Genomic DNA, 19,194 nt, shown 5'->3' on the forward strand with positions numbered 1-19,194 from the left:
GATAGAGACAGGGACTGGAAAGCAGCCCGGGATTGTCCGGAAATGGGGCGTCTGGGTTCGTTGAATCCCCCTAAAAATAGGCTCCGGACGGCTTCCAATGCCAAAAACCCCGGAAAAATTGGACGAATCACTGCAACTCGACTAGCGAGATAGTTGTGCAGAATGTCGGAAACCCTGTTTTTTAGGCGGTTTCCGACATATCGTCGCCTGTGCCAGAATCAATGGAGCAACCATGGCCACCCAAATGTCTAAGTCGCAGCTCATCGAGAAGATCGCGACCACCACCGAACTGTCGAAGAAAGAGGTCAAGAACGTGATGGACACGCTCGTTGACGTCGGTCACAAGGAGCTCAAGAAGAACGGGCTGTTCCTCGTTCCTGGCTTCGCGAAGTTCGTCGTGGTCAAGAAGCCGGCGACCAAGGCTCGGAAGGGCACCAACCCCTTCACGGGCGAGGAAATGATGTTCAAGGCCAAGCCGGCCCGCAAGATCGTCCGGGCCCGCCCGGTCAAGGCCGCCAAGGACGCGGTTTAATCTTGAATCTCCCTCGCCCCGCTCTTGCGGGGAGAGGGTTGGGGTGAGGGGCTGCCTCCGCGACCTCTCTAGTAGAGGTGCTCGCGGAGAGTCCCCCTCACCCGAAATTCAAGCTGCGCTTGAATTTCGACCTCTCCCCGCAGGCGGGGCGAGGTGACCTGAGTGTGCTGCACCAAATGCCCCTCACACCACCGGCGAGCGCCCACCGTCGACATTGATCGCCATGCCCGGTGATGAGCGATCCCTGATCGGAAGCGGAAGCAGGCGAGGTTGGCAAATTCCTCCGCCGTGCCGATGCGCCCCAGCGGCGTGCCCTTCGAGGTCCGCTGCGCGGTGGGGTCACGTGCCGCTCGCGGCCGATGACGCGCCCGTGAACGCCTGAAATACCATCCGTTACCGGAACCGCTTTGGACAAGGATTTTCTCTCTCCTGCGCCGCTGGGAACGGCATCGTTGCTATTTTCAAAATCGTCTTGTGAGGCCCGGCGGTCACTCCGACATCAAACGGAACAAACAATGGAGTCCGGGAGACCACCATGGGCCTGCAGCAAGCAAAACTCGAATCGCTTCCCTTCGTCACTGCCGAGCTGAACTATCTCGCGCCGACGCCGGGAAAGCCCCGCACCTACGCTTTCGATCCGCCGCCGGGCGAACCCAAATCCACCGCGCTGCCCGAACCGCACAGCGTCCCGATCTTCGACGCGCGCCTGATCGCCGCCAACCTCTCTTTGGACCGCGAAGGTTTTGCGCTGGTCCGCCATCCCACCATCGTCAGGAATTTCTACGACGACAAGGAAGTGAGGAACGTCTACTACCCCGCCGTGGAAGCCTTCCTGAAGGCGACGCTCAAGGCCGACCGCGTCTTCATCTTCGACCACACCGTACGCAAGCGCGTGGAGGGCGCCGCCGATATCAGGGGCGCTGGCCCACGCCAGCCGGCCACACGCGTTCATGTCGACCAGACCGATAAATCAGGCGCCAACCGCGTGCGCGAACATCTGTCGGATGAGGCCGACGAGCTTCTGAAGGGACGCGTGCAGGTCATCAATGTCTGGCGGCCGATCCGCGGACCTGTGCTGGATGCGCCGCTGGCGATGTGCGACGGCCAGACGGTCGAGGCGAGCGATCTCGTCGCTTCCGACCTGATCTATCCGAACCGCAGCGGTGAAACCTATTCGGTAAAATACAATCCGAACCATCGCTGGTACTACATTCCGGAAATGCGGACCGACGAGGCGCTGCTGTTGAAGTGCTACGATTCCGCGACCGACGGCCGCACACGGTTCGGGCCGCATACCGCCTTCATCGATCCGACCACGCCGGCCGATGCGCCGCCGCGCGAGAGCATCGAACTGCGAACGCTGGTGTTCCACAGGAACTGATCGCTGCGAGCGGGCGGATTCGCGTTCTCAACATATTGGTGCTACCTCGCCCCGAAACGGTTTTGGGGCGAGACGGCTCATGGACGACGGCAAGGCCGGTGCGGATGTCAATTTCCGCGCCCTGATTTTTGCGCTGCTGGCGCTGGCCTGCGGTCACATGCTGTCGACGCTGCTGCGAACCATTCCGGCCATCAGCCTCGACGTGATGGCGGCCGATTTCAAAACGCCCTCGCAGACGCTGGCGAGCCTGACCTCGATCTATCATTTCGCCTTTGCCGCTTCGCAGATTCCGGTCGGCGCAGCGATGGATCGCTTTGGCGTGCGGCCGGTGTCGCTCAGTCTGCTGGCGGGAACCGTCGTCGGCGCGCTGGCGTCGGGTCTGGCCACCGGGCCGGAGGGCTTTCTGTTCGGCCAATTCCTGCTCGGGGTCGCCACCTCGGGCATGCTGATGTGCCCGATGACGCTGGCGGCGAAACAGATGTCGGCGGCGCGCTTCGGCCTGTGGTCCGGCATCATTCTATCGATCGGCAATATCGGCATGCTGCTGTCGTCGAGCCCGCTGGCCTTCGTCGTCGAACAGTGGGGGTGGCGGGCCGGATTCTGGATCTCCGCTGGCTTCGGCGCCGCCGTGGCGCTTGCGGTGTTCGCGCTGGTGCCGAGGCAACCGGCCGCGCATGCCGACGACTCCTCGCCATTATCGCAAATGGCCGAGGTGCTGCGCATCGGCCTGTCGCGACCGCTGCGCGGCCTGATTGCGCTGGCGCTGGTGTCACTCGCGGCCTCGCTGGTGTTGCGCGGGCTATGGGGCGGGCCGTGGCTGATGGAAGTCAAGGCGCTCGGCCGCATCGAGGCCGGCAACGCGCTCGGCCTGTTCACGCTGGCGTTGATCGCAGGGCCGCTGCTGATGGGGATTGTCGATCGCACCATCGGCCATCGCCGCGAAGTTCTGGCCGCCACGCATTCCTTTGCCGCACTGCTGCTCGCCCTCATGGCGGCCGGAGCGCCGCATTATCCGCTTTCCGAGCTGTTAGGCGTAAACGCCGTGCCGGCGCAGGTCGACGCCGGGCTATTTGTCCTGACCGGCATCGCCATATCGACGCAGCCGCTGCTATTCGGCATGACGCAGCAAATGGCGGGCGCGCAGAATGCCGGCAAGGCGCTGTCGGCCGTCAATCTCGCGTTCTTCCTGGGCGCCGCCTTGATGCAATCGACGACCGGCGTGGTGGCGACGATCTTCGGCCTTCCTGCAGTGCTGCTATTCATGGCTGCGGCCTTGATCGTGGGGACGGTGGTGTTCTTGATGTATACGTAGGATGGATGGAGCGGAAGCGATACCCATCAATGCCAGCCTCCCGTGTTGTGATGGGTTTCGCAAGGGCTCAACCCATCCTACACTCCGGCGCAGATGCCAGATAATAACGGGTAACCATGTCCGCCAGGATCGATCCCATCACGCGCTCCGTCGTCCAGCACCGGCTCAGCTCGATCGTGAAAGAGATGGGCGAGGCGATGCTTCGCACCTCCTATTCGCAGATCCTCAATTCCAGCCGCGATTTTTCGCTCGCGATCTGCGACACGCGCGGACGCCTGATTGCGCAGGCCGATCACTTGCCGGTTCATGTCGGCGCGCTGCCATGGGCGACGCTCGCGGTCGAAGAGCGCTTCAAGGACGTCAAACCGGGTGACGTGATCCTGCTCAACGATCCCTATTATGGTGGCAGCCATTTGCCTGATTTGACCGCCTTCGTGCCGGTGTTTGATGGCGAGCGGCGGCTGCTCTGGACCATCGTGCGCGCACACCAGAGCGATATCGGCGGCGCCACCCACGGCGCCTATAACCCTGCCGCCACCGAGATCTATCAGGAAGGGTTGCGTGTCCCACCGATCAAGCTCTACGAGGCAGGCAAGCTCCGCGACGATCTGCTCGACCTGTTGGCGCTGAACATTCGCAACCCAAGAGAATTCCGCGGCGACCTCGCGGCCATGCTCGGCGCGGCGCATCTTGGCGAGCGACGGTTGTCGCGACTGTTCGCCGAGTTCGGCGCGCCGGTGGTCGAAGCCGCGGTGGAAGCGATTCTTGACGCGACGGAACAGCAGACCCGCGCGGTGGTCTCGACCTGGAAGGACGGCGTGTTTTACGGCGAGGCGTTTCTCGACGACGACGGCCACGGCCGTACCGATATCCGCATCGCGGCGAAGGTCACCAAGAAGGGCAGCGACGTCGAAGTCGATCTCTCCGACTCCGATCCGCAATCGACCAGTTTTGTGAATTCCTCGCATGCCAACATGCAGGCCGCGGTGGCGATGGCCTTTGCCTATCTGATCGATGCGGAGATTCCGAAGAACACCGGCGCGCTGCGGCCGCTGAAGGTGATCGCCAAGCAGGGCACGGTGGTGTGGGCCGATCCGGGCCGGCCGGTGACGTTGTGCACCAGCCATCCCTCCAATGAAATCGTGGAAGCGATCGTGAAGGCATTGTCGGCGTCCTGCCCGGAGCGCGCGATGGCGGGCTGGAGCCGACGCTTTCGCATCGCGATCCAGGGCGAGGACCCGCGCACCGGAAAGAATTTCATCTGGCACCTGTTCCAGGCGCGGCCCGGCGGCGGCGCGTCGTCGGGCGGCGACGGTTGGTCGTCGATCGGCGAGTGGCACTCGGTCGGCGGGCTGAAGTTCGGCAGCCTGGAGGTGGCCGAAGTGCGCTTTCCCCTGCATTTTCGCACGCATGAATTCCGCCCCGGCTCCGGCGGCGACGGCCAGCATCGCGGCGGCCTCGGCGTGTCGCTCGATCTGGTGCTGGAGACGGAAAAGCCCGCGAAGGGCAATACCGCGGGCGACGGTGCGCGCCACGGTCCGTGTGGCATGCTCGGCGGTGAGGACGGCAAGCCGCACCATTATCGTCTACTCTCCGAGGGGCGCGAGCCGCGCGTGCTGCGCACCAAGGAGGTCGGTATCGAACTGCGCCCCGGCGATTGCCTGGAGATCCGCTCTTCCGGCGGCGGCGGGTGGGGGCCGCCTGCGAAGCGAACGGCGGAGGCACGTCGGCGCGACCGCGAGCAGGGCCTGACCGAAGTCGCGACGGAGCAGGCGTCCTCATGATGTTCAGGATAGGCGTTGATGTCGGCGGGACCTACACCGATCTCGTGGCGACCGATGAGACCGGCCGCACCGTGTTTGCAAAATCGCCATCGACCCCGGCGGATCAGTCGCTCGGCGTGATGGCGGGGCTGGAAGAATTGGCGCGGCGGCTGAACGTCACGCGCGCGGACATGCTCGCGGCGACCGATCGCCTCGTGCATGGCACGACGGTTGCGACCAATGCCCTGCTGGAGCGCAAGGGCGCAAAAGTCGCGCTGATCACCACTAGAGGCCATCGCGACGTCATCGAGATGCGCGAAGGCCTGAAAACCCGACCGCTACGATCTACGCTCGCCGCCGCCGGCGCCGCTGGTGCCGCGCGATTTGCGTTTCGGTGTCAAGGAGCGGCTCAAGGCCGACGGCAGTGTCCTCATTCCGCTCGACCCAAAGTCGCTCGACGATGCGATTGCCGGCATCAGGCAGTCGGGCGCGAGCTCGGTCGCGGTGTGCTTTCTGCATTCCTATCTCAACCCAGTTCACGAACTCGCCGCCGTCGAGCGCTTGAGGCAGGGGCTGCCAGATGTCAGCATCTCGCGCTCCAGCGACGTGCTGCCACAGATCAAGGAATATGAACGCGTCTCGACCACGATCGTGAACGCCTATGTCGAGCCGATCGTGCGTCGCTATCTCGCTAATCTCGAAACGCGGCTCACGGAGGCCGGCTTCAAGGGCAGTCTCTTCGTAGTGCTCTCGCATGGCGGCATGTCGCCGGTCGAGGAAGCTTCGCGCCTTGCCGCGGGCACGGTGCTGTCAGGTCCCGCGGGCGGCATGTCGGGCGGGCGGCGTTGTTCTGACTTGGTCGGCGTTCCCGATCTGGTGCCGTTCGACATGGGCGGCACCTCCACCGATATCTCGCTGATTTCCGGGGGGCAGGTCTCGCTCTCCGCCGACGGCATGCTGGCCGGCCAGCGCATCGCGCTGCGCAGCCTCGATATCGCGAGCATCGCCGCGGGCGGCGGCTCGATCGCCAGCGTCGATGCCAGCCGCACGCTGCGGGTAGGGCCGGAAAGCGCGGGCTCGGTACCTGGCCCGGCTTGTTACGGCAATGGCGGCGAGGCCGCCACTGTGACCGACGCCAATGTCGTGCTCGGCTATCTCGATGCCGCCGCCTTCATGGGCGGCAAGCGTCCGCTCGATCGCGCGGCGTCGGAGGCGGCTGTCGACCGCGTCGCGGCAGCGATGGAGCTGTCGCGCGTCGAGGCCGCCGCCGGCATCTACCGCATGATCAACCTGAACATGGCCGACGGCATCCGCCTGATGACGCTGCGCCGCGGCGTCGATCCGCGAAAGTTTGCGCTGTTGAGTTTCGGCGGCGCGGCGGGCCTGCACGCGGCGGAGGTCGCTCGCGAGCTCGAGATCAACCGCATCATCGTGCCGACGGTGGCGTCTGTGTTGTCGGCCTGGGGCATGCTGACCAGCGACCTCCGCTACGAAGTCAGCCGCACGCACTATGGCGCCGGCCGCATTTCGGCCGATGAAGTGCGGGCGTTGTTTGCTGGCCTGGAGCAGCAGGCTGCCGGCCGGCTGCGCTCGTGGTTCAACGGCCCGATTGCAATCGAGCGCTCCGCCGAAATGCGCTACGGCGAACAGATTTTTGAAATCGACGTCTCGCTCGACGGCCTCGACTGGAACGCCGCCGATCTCGTCGAGCAGATCGAGGACCGCTTTCACGTCAGGCACGAGGAATTGTACACCTACGCCTCGCGCGGCCAGGAAGTCGTGTTCGTCAACGCCCGCGTCGCGGCAGTCGGCGAAGTCGCGCGACTTGATTCCGATACAAAGCCCGGGTCGTCATCCACCGCCTGCGCACCGCGCAGCCAGCGGCAGGCCTTCTTCGGCGGCTGGCGCGACGTCCCGGTCTACGCGCTCGACGACCTGCAGCCCGGCCACACTTTGGCCGGGCCTGCCATCATCGAGGCCGAGACTACGACCGTTGTGGTCGATACCGGCGACCGCGTTACGGTCAATCCGTTGGGCTGGCTCGATGTTTTGTTGCGCTGATGCGATGGGCGTGTAGGGTGGGCAAAGCAAGGCGTGCCCACCATTTCATCCTTGGGGGCCGGTGGTGGGCACGGCGCTAAGCGCCTTTGCCCACCCTACAAGCGCTGCTGAATCGGAAAATGAGATGCGGCGCTTTAAGCAAGGATTTTTCCGGATATTGTTTTGGATTGTCGGGGTGGTGTTGGCCGTTACGCTCGCTCTAGTGGCACAAGAGATCGTGACTTTTTCAACAAGTACCGAGGTGAGCGCGCGGGATCAAGCCAGGCAAGAATTCTTGAGAGAATGTGCGCGAAGTAACCTGAATCCAAATGAATTCACGGGACCAACGCCAATAAAATCACCAAAGAGAACGTATGGATTTGTTTGGGTAAGCCAATCGAACGGCGACCAGATCGCGACTATGGTTGTCTATTTCCCTTTCAGAGTCGAATCATGGCTGATCCGTGCTAGGGACGGCGGAGGAAAATTCCAGCCTTATTGCGATGAGAAGACTGCCTGTCCGTGACACTTCAAGCGAGAGTAACCCGGATGAGCGAAGCGCCATCCGTTTTTGGACGGCTCCCGCATATCGCCGCGCTCATGCGGGCTACGGGCTGACGGAGGAGTGAGCATGGAAGAAGGATGGCGTCTCCAGGTAGCAGAGCTAAGACTGGCAAAGCGGAATGAGGAGGCGCGCGTTCTGATACGCCAAGCCATCGCGGAAGGCGATATGTCGGCCCGGGTCATGCTTGCGAAAATGGGAGACGAGGCTGGCCTGTCGCGATCGGAAGTTGACGCGTTGATTGTCGATATCGAGTCCAGCATGGACCCGCAGGATATTGAAACGCATCTGCAGCTGAGAGGTGCGTACGATATCGGCCTGGGAGACTTTCCTTACGATGAGAAGGCCCGCCGACGTTTCAATCATCATCTCAGAGCGGTCGAACTCGGCGCTGGCCCCATACATACGCTAGCTCTCGCGCGCATCTATGTGATGGGAGCGCTCGAAGTAGAGCCGAACCTTAAGGAAGCGGTCCGTTGGTACAAGCATGCGATCGAGCAAGGCTGCGTCGATGCGGTGCATGAACTGCAGAGGTTGTACAAGCATATAGCGAAACTGGAAAGGAAGTCACGCAAGGACGTCGTGACCCGCCTTGGCAGTCTGCAATCTCAGTCGTCATCGCCCGCGAAGGCGGGCGATCCAGTACGCCGAGACGCCAGCGATTGAGCTGATAGCCGTGTACGGTGCGCGAAGCGTGCCCACCATTCATCGTTGCGAGCCTGACATGTAGCCCGGTGAGCGTAGCGGGGTCCGGGGTCATAGCTCCCGCATATCGCTTCGCTCATGCGGGCTACGTTGCTGCTCAAATCGGTGCATTTACCGGTTGCGGCCCCTACACGGCCAATCTCGACCATGTATACGGCCAAGACCCAACTCGTTCGCCAGCCACAATGGAACCGTTGCCTCTTGAGGCCCCTCGCGTATCACCGGCACTACGGGCCCGCCGCATGGATCGACCCGGTCGTCCTCAGGGCGATAACGATATCGTGGAACGATATTGTAATCCCAATAGGGAGCTGGCCTTACGACGGGCACCCTGATGATGGGCCTTTCCCGTGGTTCACGAACGACTTGGGCCGTCTGCGCATGCGCTGCGGTACCAAACGTGCCCTGGTTACTCAGGACCAAGGCCATTCCCAAAGCTACGATCGTTATCCTCATGCCTCGACCTCCTTGCCACACACTGCTTAGACGCAACTTGGATATCCAGCGATGTTCGCACTCGTGCCGCTGCTGAGGGCATATCGGACATCAAACACGCCTGAACCGCAACGTCTCATTTTATGAAGACTGGCGACCCATTTGGCGTGGCAATGCCGCGACGCCAACATTTCATTTTAACAACCTGAACTCCCGCGCTATCATCGCCATCGCTGGGTGGCGTCACGAGCTCTGGACAGCTCGCGTTCGAGGGCCGCGTTGATGAAAACAAGAATAAAATGGCTGTCACCAGCCTTCTTCGCATTGTTCTTGGCATCGATACTGGCCGCCCTGCAGCCGGCCCGGGCTGCCGGCGTCACCGACACCGAAATCCGCATCGGCAACATCATGCCCTATACCGGGCCGCTGGCCGCGTTCGCTTCGATCGGCAGGGCGGAAGCCGCCTATTTCGATATGATTAACGAGCGCGGCGGCATCAACGGGCGCAAGATCAGGTTCATCTCCCGCGACGACAGCTCAAATCCGAGAACGGCGGTCGAGCAGACCCGAGAGCTGGTCGAACAGGAGCGCGTGCACCTGATGTTCGGGTCGTTCGGCACGCCGACCAATCTGGCGACGCGAACCTATCTCAACGAGCGGAATATCCCGCAGCTCTTCGTTGCCTCCGGCGACGAAGAGTGGGCGCATCCGAAGCGGTTTCCCTGGACGATGGGCTGGCAGCCGACATTCCGCTCCGAAGGCCGGATCTACGCCAACTACATTCAAGCCGCCTATCCGAGCCGGAAGATCGCCGTGCTCTGGCAGAACGATCAGTTCGGCCGCGATCTGTTCCGGGGATTGCAGGAGGGGCTCGGCATCACCGCCAACATGATCGTTGCGGATATCGCCATTGATGCTGACATGTCGATCGATACCCAGGTCGACATCCTCAAGAACTCGGGCGCTGAAGTGCTCGTGCTCAACTGCGCACCGCCGATCTCGGCGCGTGCCATTCGAAGAGCGGTTGAACTGGGCTGGCATCCTGTGTTGTTGCTGGTCAATGCGGCAGCTTCGATCGCAAACGCGCTGAGGCCGGCAGGCCTTCAGAATTCCGTCGGTGTGATCTCCACCTCGTTCCTCAAAGATGCCAGCGACACCACCTGGAAGGATGACCCTGCGATCAAGGAGTGGCTGGCGTTCATGGACAAGTATTATCCTGACGGCGACAAGGAGGATGGCAATGCCATCTTCGGCTACGCAGCGGCCGAGACGTTGGTCCAGGTGTTGACCCAGTGCGGGGACGACCTGTCGCGCGAGAACATCATGCGGCAGGCGGCGTCGTTGCGGAACTATCAGAGCGCGGTCGCATTTCCGGGAATAACGATAAACACCGGGCCGACCGACTTCCATCCGATCGAACAGATGCGGCTGGTGCAGTTCGACGGCAATTCCTGGCAGCCGATTGGCGATGTGATCGAGAGCGCGTTCTTGGGCGTGCCGAGTGATAATTGAGCGGAATGTAGGGTGGGCAAAGGCGCATTTGCGCCGTGCCCCACCATCTATCCACGCGCGTCGTCAGGAATGGTGGGCACGCTTCGCTTTGCCCACCCTACGGCATCGCGAGTGCGGAGCGCACGCCTACCTCTTCTGGCCGTAATTCAGCAGCCCGCCCTTGCTCTTCGGCGGATGGGCGCGCAGGCCTTCCTCGTTGGGCTCGGTGCCCCAGCCCGGACGGTCCGGCATCACCAGATGGCCGTCGACGATCTCGGGCACGGGGGTGAACAGTTCATGGTCCCACGCCAGGCGGTCGATATCGGTTTCCATGATGCGCAAATTCGGCACCGCGGCGGAGAAATGCGCGTTCATCATGGTGCAGAGGTGGCCGTAGAAATTATGCGGAGCGACGTTGACCTCGAAATGCTCGGCGGCGGCGGCGATCTTCATCGATTGCCACACCCCGTTCCAGGGCGTGTCGACGATGGCGACGTCCATCGCCTGTTCGTTGAAATAGGGCAGGAACTCGCGCAGGCCCAGCAGCGTCTCGCAGGATGAGACCGGATGCGGGCTCTGGCGGCGGATGTAGCCCAGCGCCTGCGGGTTGAAGGTGTCGATCTCCACCCAGAACAGATCCATGTCCTTGATGGCGCGCAGTATCTTGAGGTAGCCCTCGGTCTTGGCATTGAAGTTGAGGTCGAGCAGCAGATCGACATCGGGGCCGGCGCCGTCGCGGATTGCTTCCAGATGCATGCAGAGATTGCGCAGCACCTTGCGATCGACATTGATCTCGGGTTCGAACGGCGAACCAAAGCCCGGCCGCCAGCCCTGCGGTTTGCCGTCAGTGTAGACGAAGATGTTGGTCTTCATCGCCGTAAAGCCTTTTTCGCGCACCTCGCGGCCGATCGATTTCACGCCGTCGAGATCGGTAATCGCGGGCTTGAACCAATCGGGATGGTTGATGCGCCAGGTCGCACAGTGCGACCAGTAGACCCGGATGCAGTCGCGGATCTTGCCGCCGAGCAGTTCGTAGCAGGGCACGCCGAGCGCCTTGGCCTTGACGTCGAGCAGCGCGTTCTCGAGAGCCCCAAGCGCCAGCGCCACCACGCCGCCGGCGGCCGGTCGCGTCGCCGCAAACAGCTCCGCGTAAATCCGCTCGCGCTGGAACGCGTTCTTGCCGACGACGCGCGCGCCAAGCCGCTCGATCGCCGCCGTCACGCCGGGCGCGCCAAAACCCTCGTCGTACTCGCTCCAGCCGACGATGCCGTCCTCGGTCATGATCTTGACGAAGTGGTAGTTCCGCCATCCGGCGTCGCAGGCCAGCGTTTCGACGCTTCTAACGGTGGTGGCTTTTTTCATGATTTCCTGCCCCGGGCTTGTTGTTGTAGTTGGGCCGATAACAACAATGGATCGGCGGGGAGGTCAATCGCAGGGCAGCGCATAAGGCAGAGCACGGCCTGCATGGTTCGAGACGCGCGGCGTTGCCGCGCTCCTCACCATGAGGGTCTAAAATTCTTCTCAACGCGAGATTTTTAGACCTCATCCTGAGGAGGCGCGTAGCGCCGTCTCGAAGGATGAAGCCGAGCTAGGCCGTCGGAGCAAACAACGTCGGCTTTCGCCGCTCGAACACCTGCCGCCCGTTCTTGAATCCCATCAGCGCATCGGGCAATTCCGCAATAGCGTTCGTCCCGCTGTCGGTATCGAGAATGATCAGGTCCGCCGGATTGCCTAACGCGATGCCATAGTCCCTCAAATTCATCAGCCGCGCCGGAAGCTCAGTCACGAGATCGAGGCAGGCGTCGAAATCGCCGATCCCGGCATGCGCGACATTGGCGTAGAAATTCGCCATCCGCAGCAGTGAGGCGTCACCGAACGGCGTGAAGGGATTGAGCACATTGTTGGTCGCGACCGAACAGAGAACGCCATCTTCAACCAACTTGTGCGCCACCGTCAGCCCGCGTGGTGCATTGTGCGTGGCATCGCGGCCCATCAGATAGAGATCGGTCGCGGGTAGCACGGTGACGGCGACGCCGGATTTGGCCAGCCGCGCGGTTGCGGCCTTCAGCCGGTCCGGCGGCAGCGCCGATAATTTGGTGGCGTGACCGATCGCGACGCGGCCGTGGTAATTGCGCCGCTCGGTCTGCTGGCAGACCTCGTCGAGATGCCACCAGGACGGATCGAGATCGAAGTCGAGGTGCAGATCGACGTCGACATCGAATTGCTGCGCGAGGTCGAAAATCTTTTCGAGATGCGCGTTCGGATCGGTGTCCATATAGGGACAGCCACCGATCACCTCACCGCCGTCGCGCAAGGCCGCAATGAGCAACTCCTCGGCGCCGGGATCGTTGGTCAGGCCCTCCTGCGGAAACACGCAGATCGAAAGATCGAGCGCCCAGGCATAATCGCGCTTGAGCGCTTTCACCGCCTCAAAACCGCGCAAGCCGATCCGCGGATCGATTTCGACATGGGTTCGCATCCGCGTGGTGCCGTGCACGATGGCGCGTTCGATCACCCGCGCGCCGCGGGCGTAGACGTCTTCCACCGTGAAATCGCGCTTCATCGCGGCGACCGCGGCAATCGCCTCGCTGACGCTGCCGTGGTTATGCCCGCAGCGGCCGAGCAGGCAGGCCTTGTCGAGATGAATATGCGTGTCGACGAAGCCGGGCAGGGCCAATCTGCCGTCGACCTCGATCTCAGCCGCTTCGCAGGCAAGCCGGGGTTCGATGGCCACGATACGCCCGCCGGCGATGCCGATATCGACAGGCGTCGCCGAGGTTCGCGTCCTGGCGTTGCGGAAGATCAGGTCAAGGGCGGTTTTCGTGTTCATCGGCGTCGGGCTGGAGAAGGTCGCACCCTATCGGAAGCGGGGGCGCCGGGCAGCTCCAGATTGTGTGCAATTGGAAGGCCAAACTGTTCAAAATATGTGCATGCAGTTTGCGGGCTGGACTGTAGTATCCCCGGCATCAGGAGAAGCCGCCATGTCCGTCGCCGCGAAAGCCGAACTGAAGGGAATGTCTGATGCCGCGGTGGTCGAGGCCTATCTCACGGCATCGATGATCCCGGATCCCGATGCGGCCGCGGCCTACATGAAGCCGGGCACGATCATCACCTTCACCGGCGGACGCGAGTTCGATCATCCGCGCGGGCCGACCGGCTTCAACGCGAAACGCTATCGCTGGGTCAAGAAGAAGATGGACCGCTTCGACGTCTGCCCAGGCGCCGAGGAGACCGTCGTCTACAGCATCGGCACGCTGTATGGTGAATGGCTCGATGGCGCGCCGTTCGAAGGCAATCGCTACGTCGATCGTTTCGTGGTCAGGGGCGGGCAGATCGTGAAGATGGACGTCTGGAACGACAGCGCCGAGCGGATTTTGGTGCAGATGGGGATTGAGGCGTGAGGTTCGGGCTTTCATCCTTCGAGACGCGCGCTAAGCGCGCTCCTCAGGATGAGGTCCTAGACTTTCAAGATGAGGTCTTGCACCCTCATGGTGAGGAGCGCGGCAACGCCGCGCGTCTCGAACCACGAGGCCACCGGCGATTGCTGCGGGCGATAGCCCTACCTCGCCCGCACCACCTTCGGCAGCTTCACCACCCGCTCACTTTCGCCTTCCTCGGCATACGGCGCCAAAATATCCAGCAAATCGCGGCCGCGCGGCGGGGCGGGGGCCACCAGGGCGCGGCTGGCCACGGAATCCAGATGGCTGTGCATCAGGCTCATCACCTTGGCCTCGTCGCCTTTGACCAAGGCGGCGATGATCGCGCGGTGCTCGTTGATCGCGCATTCCGACGAATGCGGACGGCTGTAGAGCGATAGCGTCAGGCAGCAGCGATAGGCGACCTCGCTGACGTAACGCACCAGGATCGGACTGTTCGTCATGTTGGCGAGCAGGATGTGGAATTCCGTCGCCAGCCGAATCGACACCGCATCCGAGCCGTCGCGCGCGCGGTCCTCGGCATCGACATGGGCGTTGAGCTCGGCAATCTGGTTCTTGGTCAGCTTGCCGGCGAGTTGCCGCACCACCAGGCGCTCGAGTTCGATCCGGATATCGAAGGCATCGCGCGCTTCCTGCCAGCTTGGGGTCGCCACCACCGCAATCCGGTTGCGGCGCAGCTCGACGAGGCCTTCCGCGGCCAATTGGCCGAGCGCATGCCGAGCAATGGTGCGGCTGACGCCGAAACGCTCGCCGAGCGAATCCTCCGGCAATTTCGCGCCGGGCGCCAGCGCCTGCTCGATGATGGCGCGGCGCAGCGCGCGGCAGATCACGCCGACCTTGTCGGATGGGACAACGGTTTTGCTGGCGGGGCGGGGCGCCATCGGCGAATCCTGACGGGTGCTTCGAATGGGTCCTCTTATCACAATTGCCGCCTGACTGTGCGCCTCAATTGCATGCACTTTGAAGGTGGAATTGCACAAAAGGAATCCGGCGGATCGGGCGACAAACCGCGGGCCCCTTGATTTCACAGGCAAGTTTGGCTGGCATCCGGCTTGCATGCACTTCCAGCCATGATGCGCATGCAACCACATTCCGAATTTCAGGGCGCGCCGGTTCCGGGCCCCGCCGCTCCGATCTCGATCGAACTGTCGGAGGCTTCCGTCACCTTCGGCCGCGGCCCCCGCGCGGTGCCGGCCCTCTCCACGACAAGCTTGCGGATCGCCGATGGCGAGTTCGTCGCGTTGGTCGGCCCCTCTGGCTGCGGCAAGTCGACCATCCTGCGGCTGGTGAGCGGCCTGGTGCAGCCGACATCGGGCGTCGTCATCGTCGGCGGCCGCGAAGTCGCCGCCCGCGCCTTGCGCGTCGGCATGGCGTTCCAGAATCCGACCATGCTGCCGTGGATGTCGATCGAGCGGAACATCATGCTGCCGCTCAAGATCGTCGAGCCGTTTCGCTCGCAATTCCGAAAGCTGCGCAAGACCGAATTCCGCGACAAGGCCAATGCGCTTTTGGAGCAGGTCGGCCTCAAGGGGTTCGGCAACCGCTACCCCTGGCAACTCTCCGGCGGCATGCTTCAACGCGCCAATCTGTGCCGCGCGCTGATCCACGAGCCGCGTATGCTGCTGCTCGACGAGCCCTTCGGCGCGCTCGACCAGTTCACGCGGGAAGAGCTGTGGTCGATCCTTCAGGATCTCTGGATCGCGCACAAGCCGACCGTGCTCTTGGTGACGCATGACCTGCGCGAGGCCGCATTTCTCGGCGGCCGCATCTGCGTGATGAGCGCGCGGCCCGGCCGCATCCTCGACGACAGCCGGGTCGACTTCACCCGGCCACGCACGGTTGCGATGACGTTCGAGCCGGATTTCGTGGCGCTGAACCAGAAGCTGCGCGCCTTCATCGTCGATGCCCGAACGGCTTCCGCGCAGGGAGCAGCCTGATATGCCCGAGCTCGATTATCGCCAAAAAGCCTGGTCGGCGGCACTGATCGTGCTGTTCTTCGTCGCCTGGGAATTGTTCTGCCTGATATCAGGCATGTCCGACCTGGTGTTGCCGCGCCCCTCGCAAGTATTCGTCACCCTCGTCGAAAAATTCCCCATCCTGTGGCCGCACATCCTGCAGACGCTGGCGACAACGATGATCGGTTTTGTCCTTGGCGTCGGCTCGGCCTCGGCGTCGTATTGGGCGCGGTGATCGGCGTCTCGAAAACCGCCTACGATACGGCCTATCCGCTGCTCGTCGGCTTTTCCTCGATCCCGAAGGTCGCCGTCGTGCCGATCTTCGTGCTGTGGTTCGGCTCCGGCTCGGTGCCGGCGGTGCTGACCGCGCTCTCGATCTGCTTCTTCCCGATCGTGGTCAACATCGCGACGGGGCTGGCGACGACCGAACCTGAACTCGAAGACGTGCTGAAAGCACTCGGCGCCAGCAAGTTCGACATCCTCTGGAACGTCGGCTTGCCTCGCACCATGCCGTTCTTCTTTGCCTCGCTTAAGGTCGCGATCTCCTATGCCTTCGTCGGCGCGGTGCTGTCGGAGACCGTGGCGTCCAACCGCGGCATTGGCAACGTGATGATGACCGCGTCCTCGAATTTCAATGTGCCGCTGGTGTTCGCCGGCCTGTTCGTGCTCGCCGGCCTCGGCGTTGCGCTCTACGTCGCTTTCTCGGTGATCGAGGGGCGCGTCACCGGCTGGGCCACCCGCAAGAACGACATGATCGCGACATGAAAAGTTTTTCGCCAACCGCCATCCAAACCCGTCGAGGAGAATACGATGTTAGCCAGAGTAAGCGCCGCGCTGTTGGGAGTTGCCTTGTTCGCCGGTGCCGCCGGCGCCCAGGAAACCACGATCAAGTTTACGCTGGGTTGGAAGACGCAAGGGTCGGATGCCGCGTTCTTCTATGCCAAGGACAACGGCTTCTTCAAAGAGGAAGGTCTCAACGTCGTGATCGACCAGGGCGAGGGCTCCGGCGCGACAGTGACGCGCATCATGTCGGGCGCCTATGACGCCGGCTTCGGCGACGTCAACGCCATCATCCAGAACGCCTCGACCAAGCCGCAGGACGCGCCTGTGATGGTCTACATGATCTGGAACCAGCCGCCGTTCGCCATCGTCACCAAGAAGACCAGCGGCATCAACACCATCAAGGACTTTGAGGGCCGCACGCTCGGCGGCGCGCAGGGCACGCCGACGACGCGGTTGTTGCCGGTGTTTGCCAACAAGAACAAGCTCGAGGGCGAGAAGATCAAGATCTCCAACATGGCGCCGAATCTGCAGGAGCCGATGCTGATCAAGGGCGATATCGACGCGGCTCTGGTGTTCAACATTACGAGCTACTTCAACCTGGTGCTGAACCGCCAGGATCCCGACAAGGACTACAAATGGTTCTCGTTCGGCGATTACGGCCTCGATCTTTATTCCAACGGCATGATGGTGTCGCGCAAGCTGCTGGCGTCCAATCCGAAGGCCGTCGCCGGCCTCGTCCGCGCCGTCAACAAGGCCGTGATCGCGATCGCCAAGGACCAGAATGCCGGAATGAAGGCAGCGCTGAATTACGACAATCTGATCAACGCCGAGGTCGAGAAGCGGCGCCTGCAGTTTTCCTTCGACAAGCTGATCGTCTCGCCCGAGATGAAGGAGATCGGCGTCGGCGATGTCAAGGACGACCGCATGGCCCGCGCCATCGGTATCATCGTGGAAGGCTACCAGCTCGCCCGCGCGCCGGCGCCCGCGGAGATTTTCTCCCGCGAGTTTCTGCCGCCGCGCGCCGAGCGGGAGTTGGTGTATACGGCGAATTGAGTCAGGTGCTTAAGACCGTCATTGCGAGGAGCGAAGCGACGAAGCAATCCAGTCTTTCTATCCGCGGCGGGATGGATTGCTTCGCGGAGCCTGTCATCCGGCGGCGCTTTGCGCCGACCGGGTGGCTCGCAATGACGGAGAGGGCGCGTCATGACTATGGAAATCGCCGCACACAGCCTTTTCTCCGGTCCTGATCGCGGCCTCGTCGAGGACGTCGTACTTCGCCACGACAACGGCCTCATCACGTCCATCTCGCCAGCGACGTCGCCCACAACCAGCCCGCGCTCCCTCATCCTTCCCGCCTTCGTCAACGCCCATGATCACGCGCGGCCGACCGCGTCCTCGTTCGGCGCGCTCGGCATGCCGCTGGAAGGCTGGATCCTGCGCTCCGCGTTGGGCACGCCGGTCGATCCCTATCTGACTGCGGCCTCGGCATTGGCCCGTTCGGCGAGGGCGGGCTGCGCGGCGATGATGGTGCACTACACCCGGCCAAGCGGCACCATGCCGCTGGTCGAGGAGGCACAGGCGATTGCGCGGGCGGCGTCCGACGTCGGCGTCCGCATCGCGTTTGCGCTCGCGGTGCGCGACCAGAATCCGGTGGTCTATGGCGACGGCGAACCAGTGCTGTCGCAGCTCAGAAGCGAGGATCGCAAAGCTATTGAGCAATTGTTCGTCCGCGCGCCGATGTCGCCAAAGGCCTACATCGAACTCACGGATGCCATCGCCTCGGCCATCGCAGGTCCCAAGGTCGATGTGCAGCTCGGCCCGGCCGGCGTGCAATGGTGCTCAAAACCACTGCTCGAGGCGGTGGCAGAGAATTCGGCGCACACCGGGCGACGCATCCACATGCATCTCCTGGAGACAATCTATCAGCGGGCCTGGGCAGACCGGCATTTTCCGGATGGCGTCGTCCGCTATCTCCGCGATATCGGCTTCCTGTCGGAGCGGCTGACGCTGGCGCATTGCATCCATGCCCGCTCCGACGAGATCGAGATGATCGCCGCGTCCGGCGCGCGTATCGTCACCAACTTCTCCTCCAATTTGCACTTGCGCTCCGGCCTCGCCCCGATCGCCGCAGCGCACCGATGTGGCTGCTCTATCGCGGTCGGCGTCGATGGTCTCGCGCTCGACGAAGACGACGACGTGCTGCGCGAGATGCGGCTGGTGCAGATGATGCACGGCGGCCTCGGCTTTGAGCGAACCTGGACCGCTTCCGAATTCCTCGCGCTCGCGATCGCCAATGGCCGCAAGGCGACCGGTGCGCCCGGAACGGGCGCGCTCATATCAGGCGCACCGGCCGATTTCGTCACCATAGATCTCGATCGGCTTGACCGCGACCGGATCATGCCGGTCGACCCCATCGATCTCCTGTTCGCGCGCGGCAACGCGTCCTTCTTGCGCGACGTCGTGGTGGACGGACGGCTGATCGTCAGCGAAGGCCGTTGCACCGGTGTCGATCTTCCCGCAATCGAGCGGGAGCTGCGCGGAATCTATCGCGCCCATGCAAGAGAACTCTCGCCATTTCAGCGGGCCTGGCCGCCGCTCGCAGCGTCGCTGCAGGGCTGGTTCGAAGCCCAGCTCGATTGCCGGTAGATCGCTAAGCGCCTCAGTTTGCTGTGTGAATTCCGTCATGTGGAACGAAATTCCACTTGCGCAGAATCTCGGCAACGGTTCATGTCGAGCAACAAGAAACTGCCGGTAGCCGCCTCGCGCTGCTGATTGCGGTATGGGAAGCAAGCGGGGCG

At 62.9% G+C, this 19,194-nt stretch carries 15 protein-coding genes and 2 pseudogenes; 14 read left to right on the top strand and 3 right to left on the bottom strand.

Annotation, left to right across the window (positions count from 1 at the left end):
• The first annotated feature begins 232 nt into the window (after nt 1-232).
• From V1292_RS17245 to V1292_RS17285, 9 genes and pseudogenes are all read left to right on the top strand, one after another.
• Entirely contained in the window at nt 233-532 is a 300-nt protein-coding gene (locus V1292_RS17245) for an HU family DNA-binding protein (RefSeq protein WP_028347431.1), read from the top strand.
• 535 nt (nt 533-1,067) lie between these two features.
• The gene (locus V1292_RS17250; protein WP_334373917.1) at nt 1,068-1,913 is read left to right on the top strand and encodes a CmcJ/NvfI family oxidoreductase; all 846 of its coding nucleotides are present in this window, start codon (nt 1,068-1,070) and stop codon (nt 1,911-1,913) included.
• Nucleotides 1,914-1,992: 79 nt separating this feature from the next.
• A complete protein-coding gene (locus tag V1292_RS17255; RefSeq protein ID WP_334373918.1) occupies nt 1,993-3,225 on the top strand; it encodes an MFS transporter in 1,233 nt (410 codons plus the stop codon).
• A gap of 116 nt (nt 3,226-3,341) precedes the next feature.
• A complete protein-coding gene (locus tag V1292_RS17260; protein WP_334373920.1) occupies nt 3,342-5,009 on the top strand; it encodes a hydantoinase B/oxoprolinase family protein in 1,668 nt (555 codons plus the stop codon).
• Nucleotides 5,009-5,257: pseudogene (locus V1292_RS17265) on the top strand (hydantoinase/oxoprolinase N-terminal domain-containing protein); the annotation flags it as partial. The gene V1292_RS17260 and the pseudogene V1292_RS17265, both read left to right, overlap by 1 nt.
• A gap of 103 nt (nt 5,258-5,360) precedes the next feature.
• Nucleotides 5,361-7,049: a hydantoinase/oxoprolinase family protein gene (locus V1292_RS17270; RefSeq protein WP_334373921.1), complete on the top strand. Its 1,689-nt coding sequence runs from the start codon at nt 5,361-5,363 to the stop codon at nt 7,047-7,049.
• Between the two features lie 124 nt (nt 7,050-7,173).
• Nucleotides 7,174-7,554, top strand: coding sequence for a hypothetical protein (locus V1292_RS17275; protein WP_334373922.1), 381 nt, complete (start codon nt 7,174-7,176; stop codon nt 7,552-7,554).
• A gap of 105 nt (nt 7,555-7,659) precedes the next feature.
• Entirely contained in the window at nt 7,660-8,256 is a 597-nt protein-coding gene (locus V1292_RS17280) for a hypothetical protein (RefSeq protein WP_334373923.1), read from the top strand.
• Between the two features lie 756 nt (nt 8,257-9,012).
• A complete protein-coding gene (locus tag V1292_RS17285; RefSeq protein ID WP_334373924.1) occupies nt 9,013-10,242 on the top strand; it encodes an ABC transporter substrate-binding protein in 1,230 nt (409 codons plus the stop codon).
• 126 nt (nt 10,243-10,368) lie between these two features.
• Here V1292_RS17285 and V1292_RS17290 read toward each other — a convergent pair whose 3' ends face one another.
• Both V1292_RS17290 and V1292_RS17295 read right to left on the bottom strand, forming a co-directional pair.
• The gene (locus V1292_RS17290; protein WP_334373925.1) at nt 10,369-11,583 is read right to left on the bottom strand and encodes a mandelate racemase/muconate lactonizing enzyme family protein; all 1,215 of its coding nucleotides are present in this window, start codon (nt 11,581-11,583) and stop codon (nt 10,369-10,371) included.
• A 226-nt stretch (nt 11,584-11,809) separates the two neighbouring features.
• Nucleotides 11,810-13,051, bottom strand: a complete 1,242-nt coding sequence (locus tag V1292_RS17295) for an amidohydrolase family protein (RefSeq protein ID WP_334373926.1) — start codon at nt 13,049-13,051, stop codon at nt 11,810-11,812.
• A gap of 151 nt (nt 13,052-13,202) precedes the next feature.
• Between V1292_RS17295 and V1292_RS17300 the strand changes: the two genes are divergently transcribed.
• Nucleotides 13,203-13,622 (top strand): nuclear transport factor 2 family protein, encoded by a 420-nt coding sequence (locus V1292_RS17300; protein ID WP_334373927.1) that lies wholly within the window; start codon nt 13,203-13,205, stop codon nt 13,620-13,622.
• 158 nt (nt 13,623-13,780) lie between these two features.
• Here V1292_RS17300 and V1292_RS17305 read toward each other — a convergent pair whose 3' ends face one another.
• Nucleotides 13,781-14,539 carry a GntR family transcriptional regulator gene (locus tag V1292_RS17305; protein WP_334373928.1) on the bottom strand — a complete coding sequence of 253 codons (759 nt, stop codon included), beginning with the start codon at nt 14,537-14,539 and terminating at the stop codon, nt 13,781-13,783.
• A 192-nt stretch (nt 14,540-14,731) separates the two neighbouring features.
• Between V1292_RS17305 and V1292_RS17310 the strand changes: the two genes are divergently transcribed.
• The 4 genes and pseudogenes from V1292_RS17310 to V1292_RS17325 all read left to right on the top strand — a co-directional run bounded on the left by V1292_RS17310 (nt 14,732) and on the right by V1292_RS17325 (nt 19,042).
• Entirely contained in the window at nt 14,732-15,595 is an 864-nt protein-coding gene (locus V1292_RS17310; protein WP_442895617.1) for an ABC transporter ATP-binding protein, read from the top strand.
• Nucleotide 15,596: 1 nt separating this feature from the next.
• Nucleotides 15,597-16,378: pseudogene (locus V1292_RS17315) on the top strand (ABC transporter permease).
• Between the two features lie 45 nt (nt 16,379-16,423).
• Nucleotides 16,424-17,449, top strand: a complete 1,026-nt coding sequence (locus tag V1292_RS17320) for an ABC transporter substrate-binding protein (protein ID WP_334373930.1) — start codon at nt 16,424-16,426, stop codon at nt 17,447-17,449.
• A gap of 150 nt (nt 17,450-17,599) precedes the next feature.
• Entirely contained in the window at nt 17,600-19,042 is a 1,443-nt protein-coding gene (locus V1292_RS17325; protein WP_334373931.1) for an amidohydrolase family protein, read from the top strand.
• The last annotated feature ends 152 nt before the right edge of the window (nt 19,043-19,194 follow it).

This window comes from Bradyrhizobium sp. AZCC 1719, from assembly GCF_036924525.1.
GTDB lineage: Bacteria > Pseudomonadota > Alphaproteobacteria > Rhizobiales > Xanthobacteraceae > Bradyrhizobium.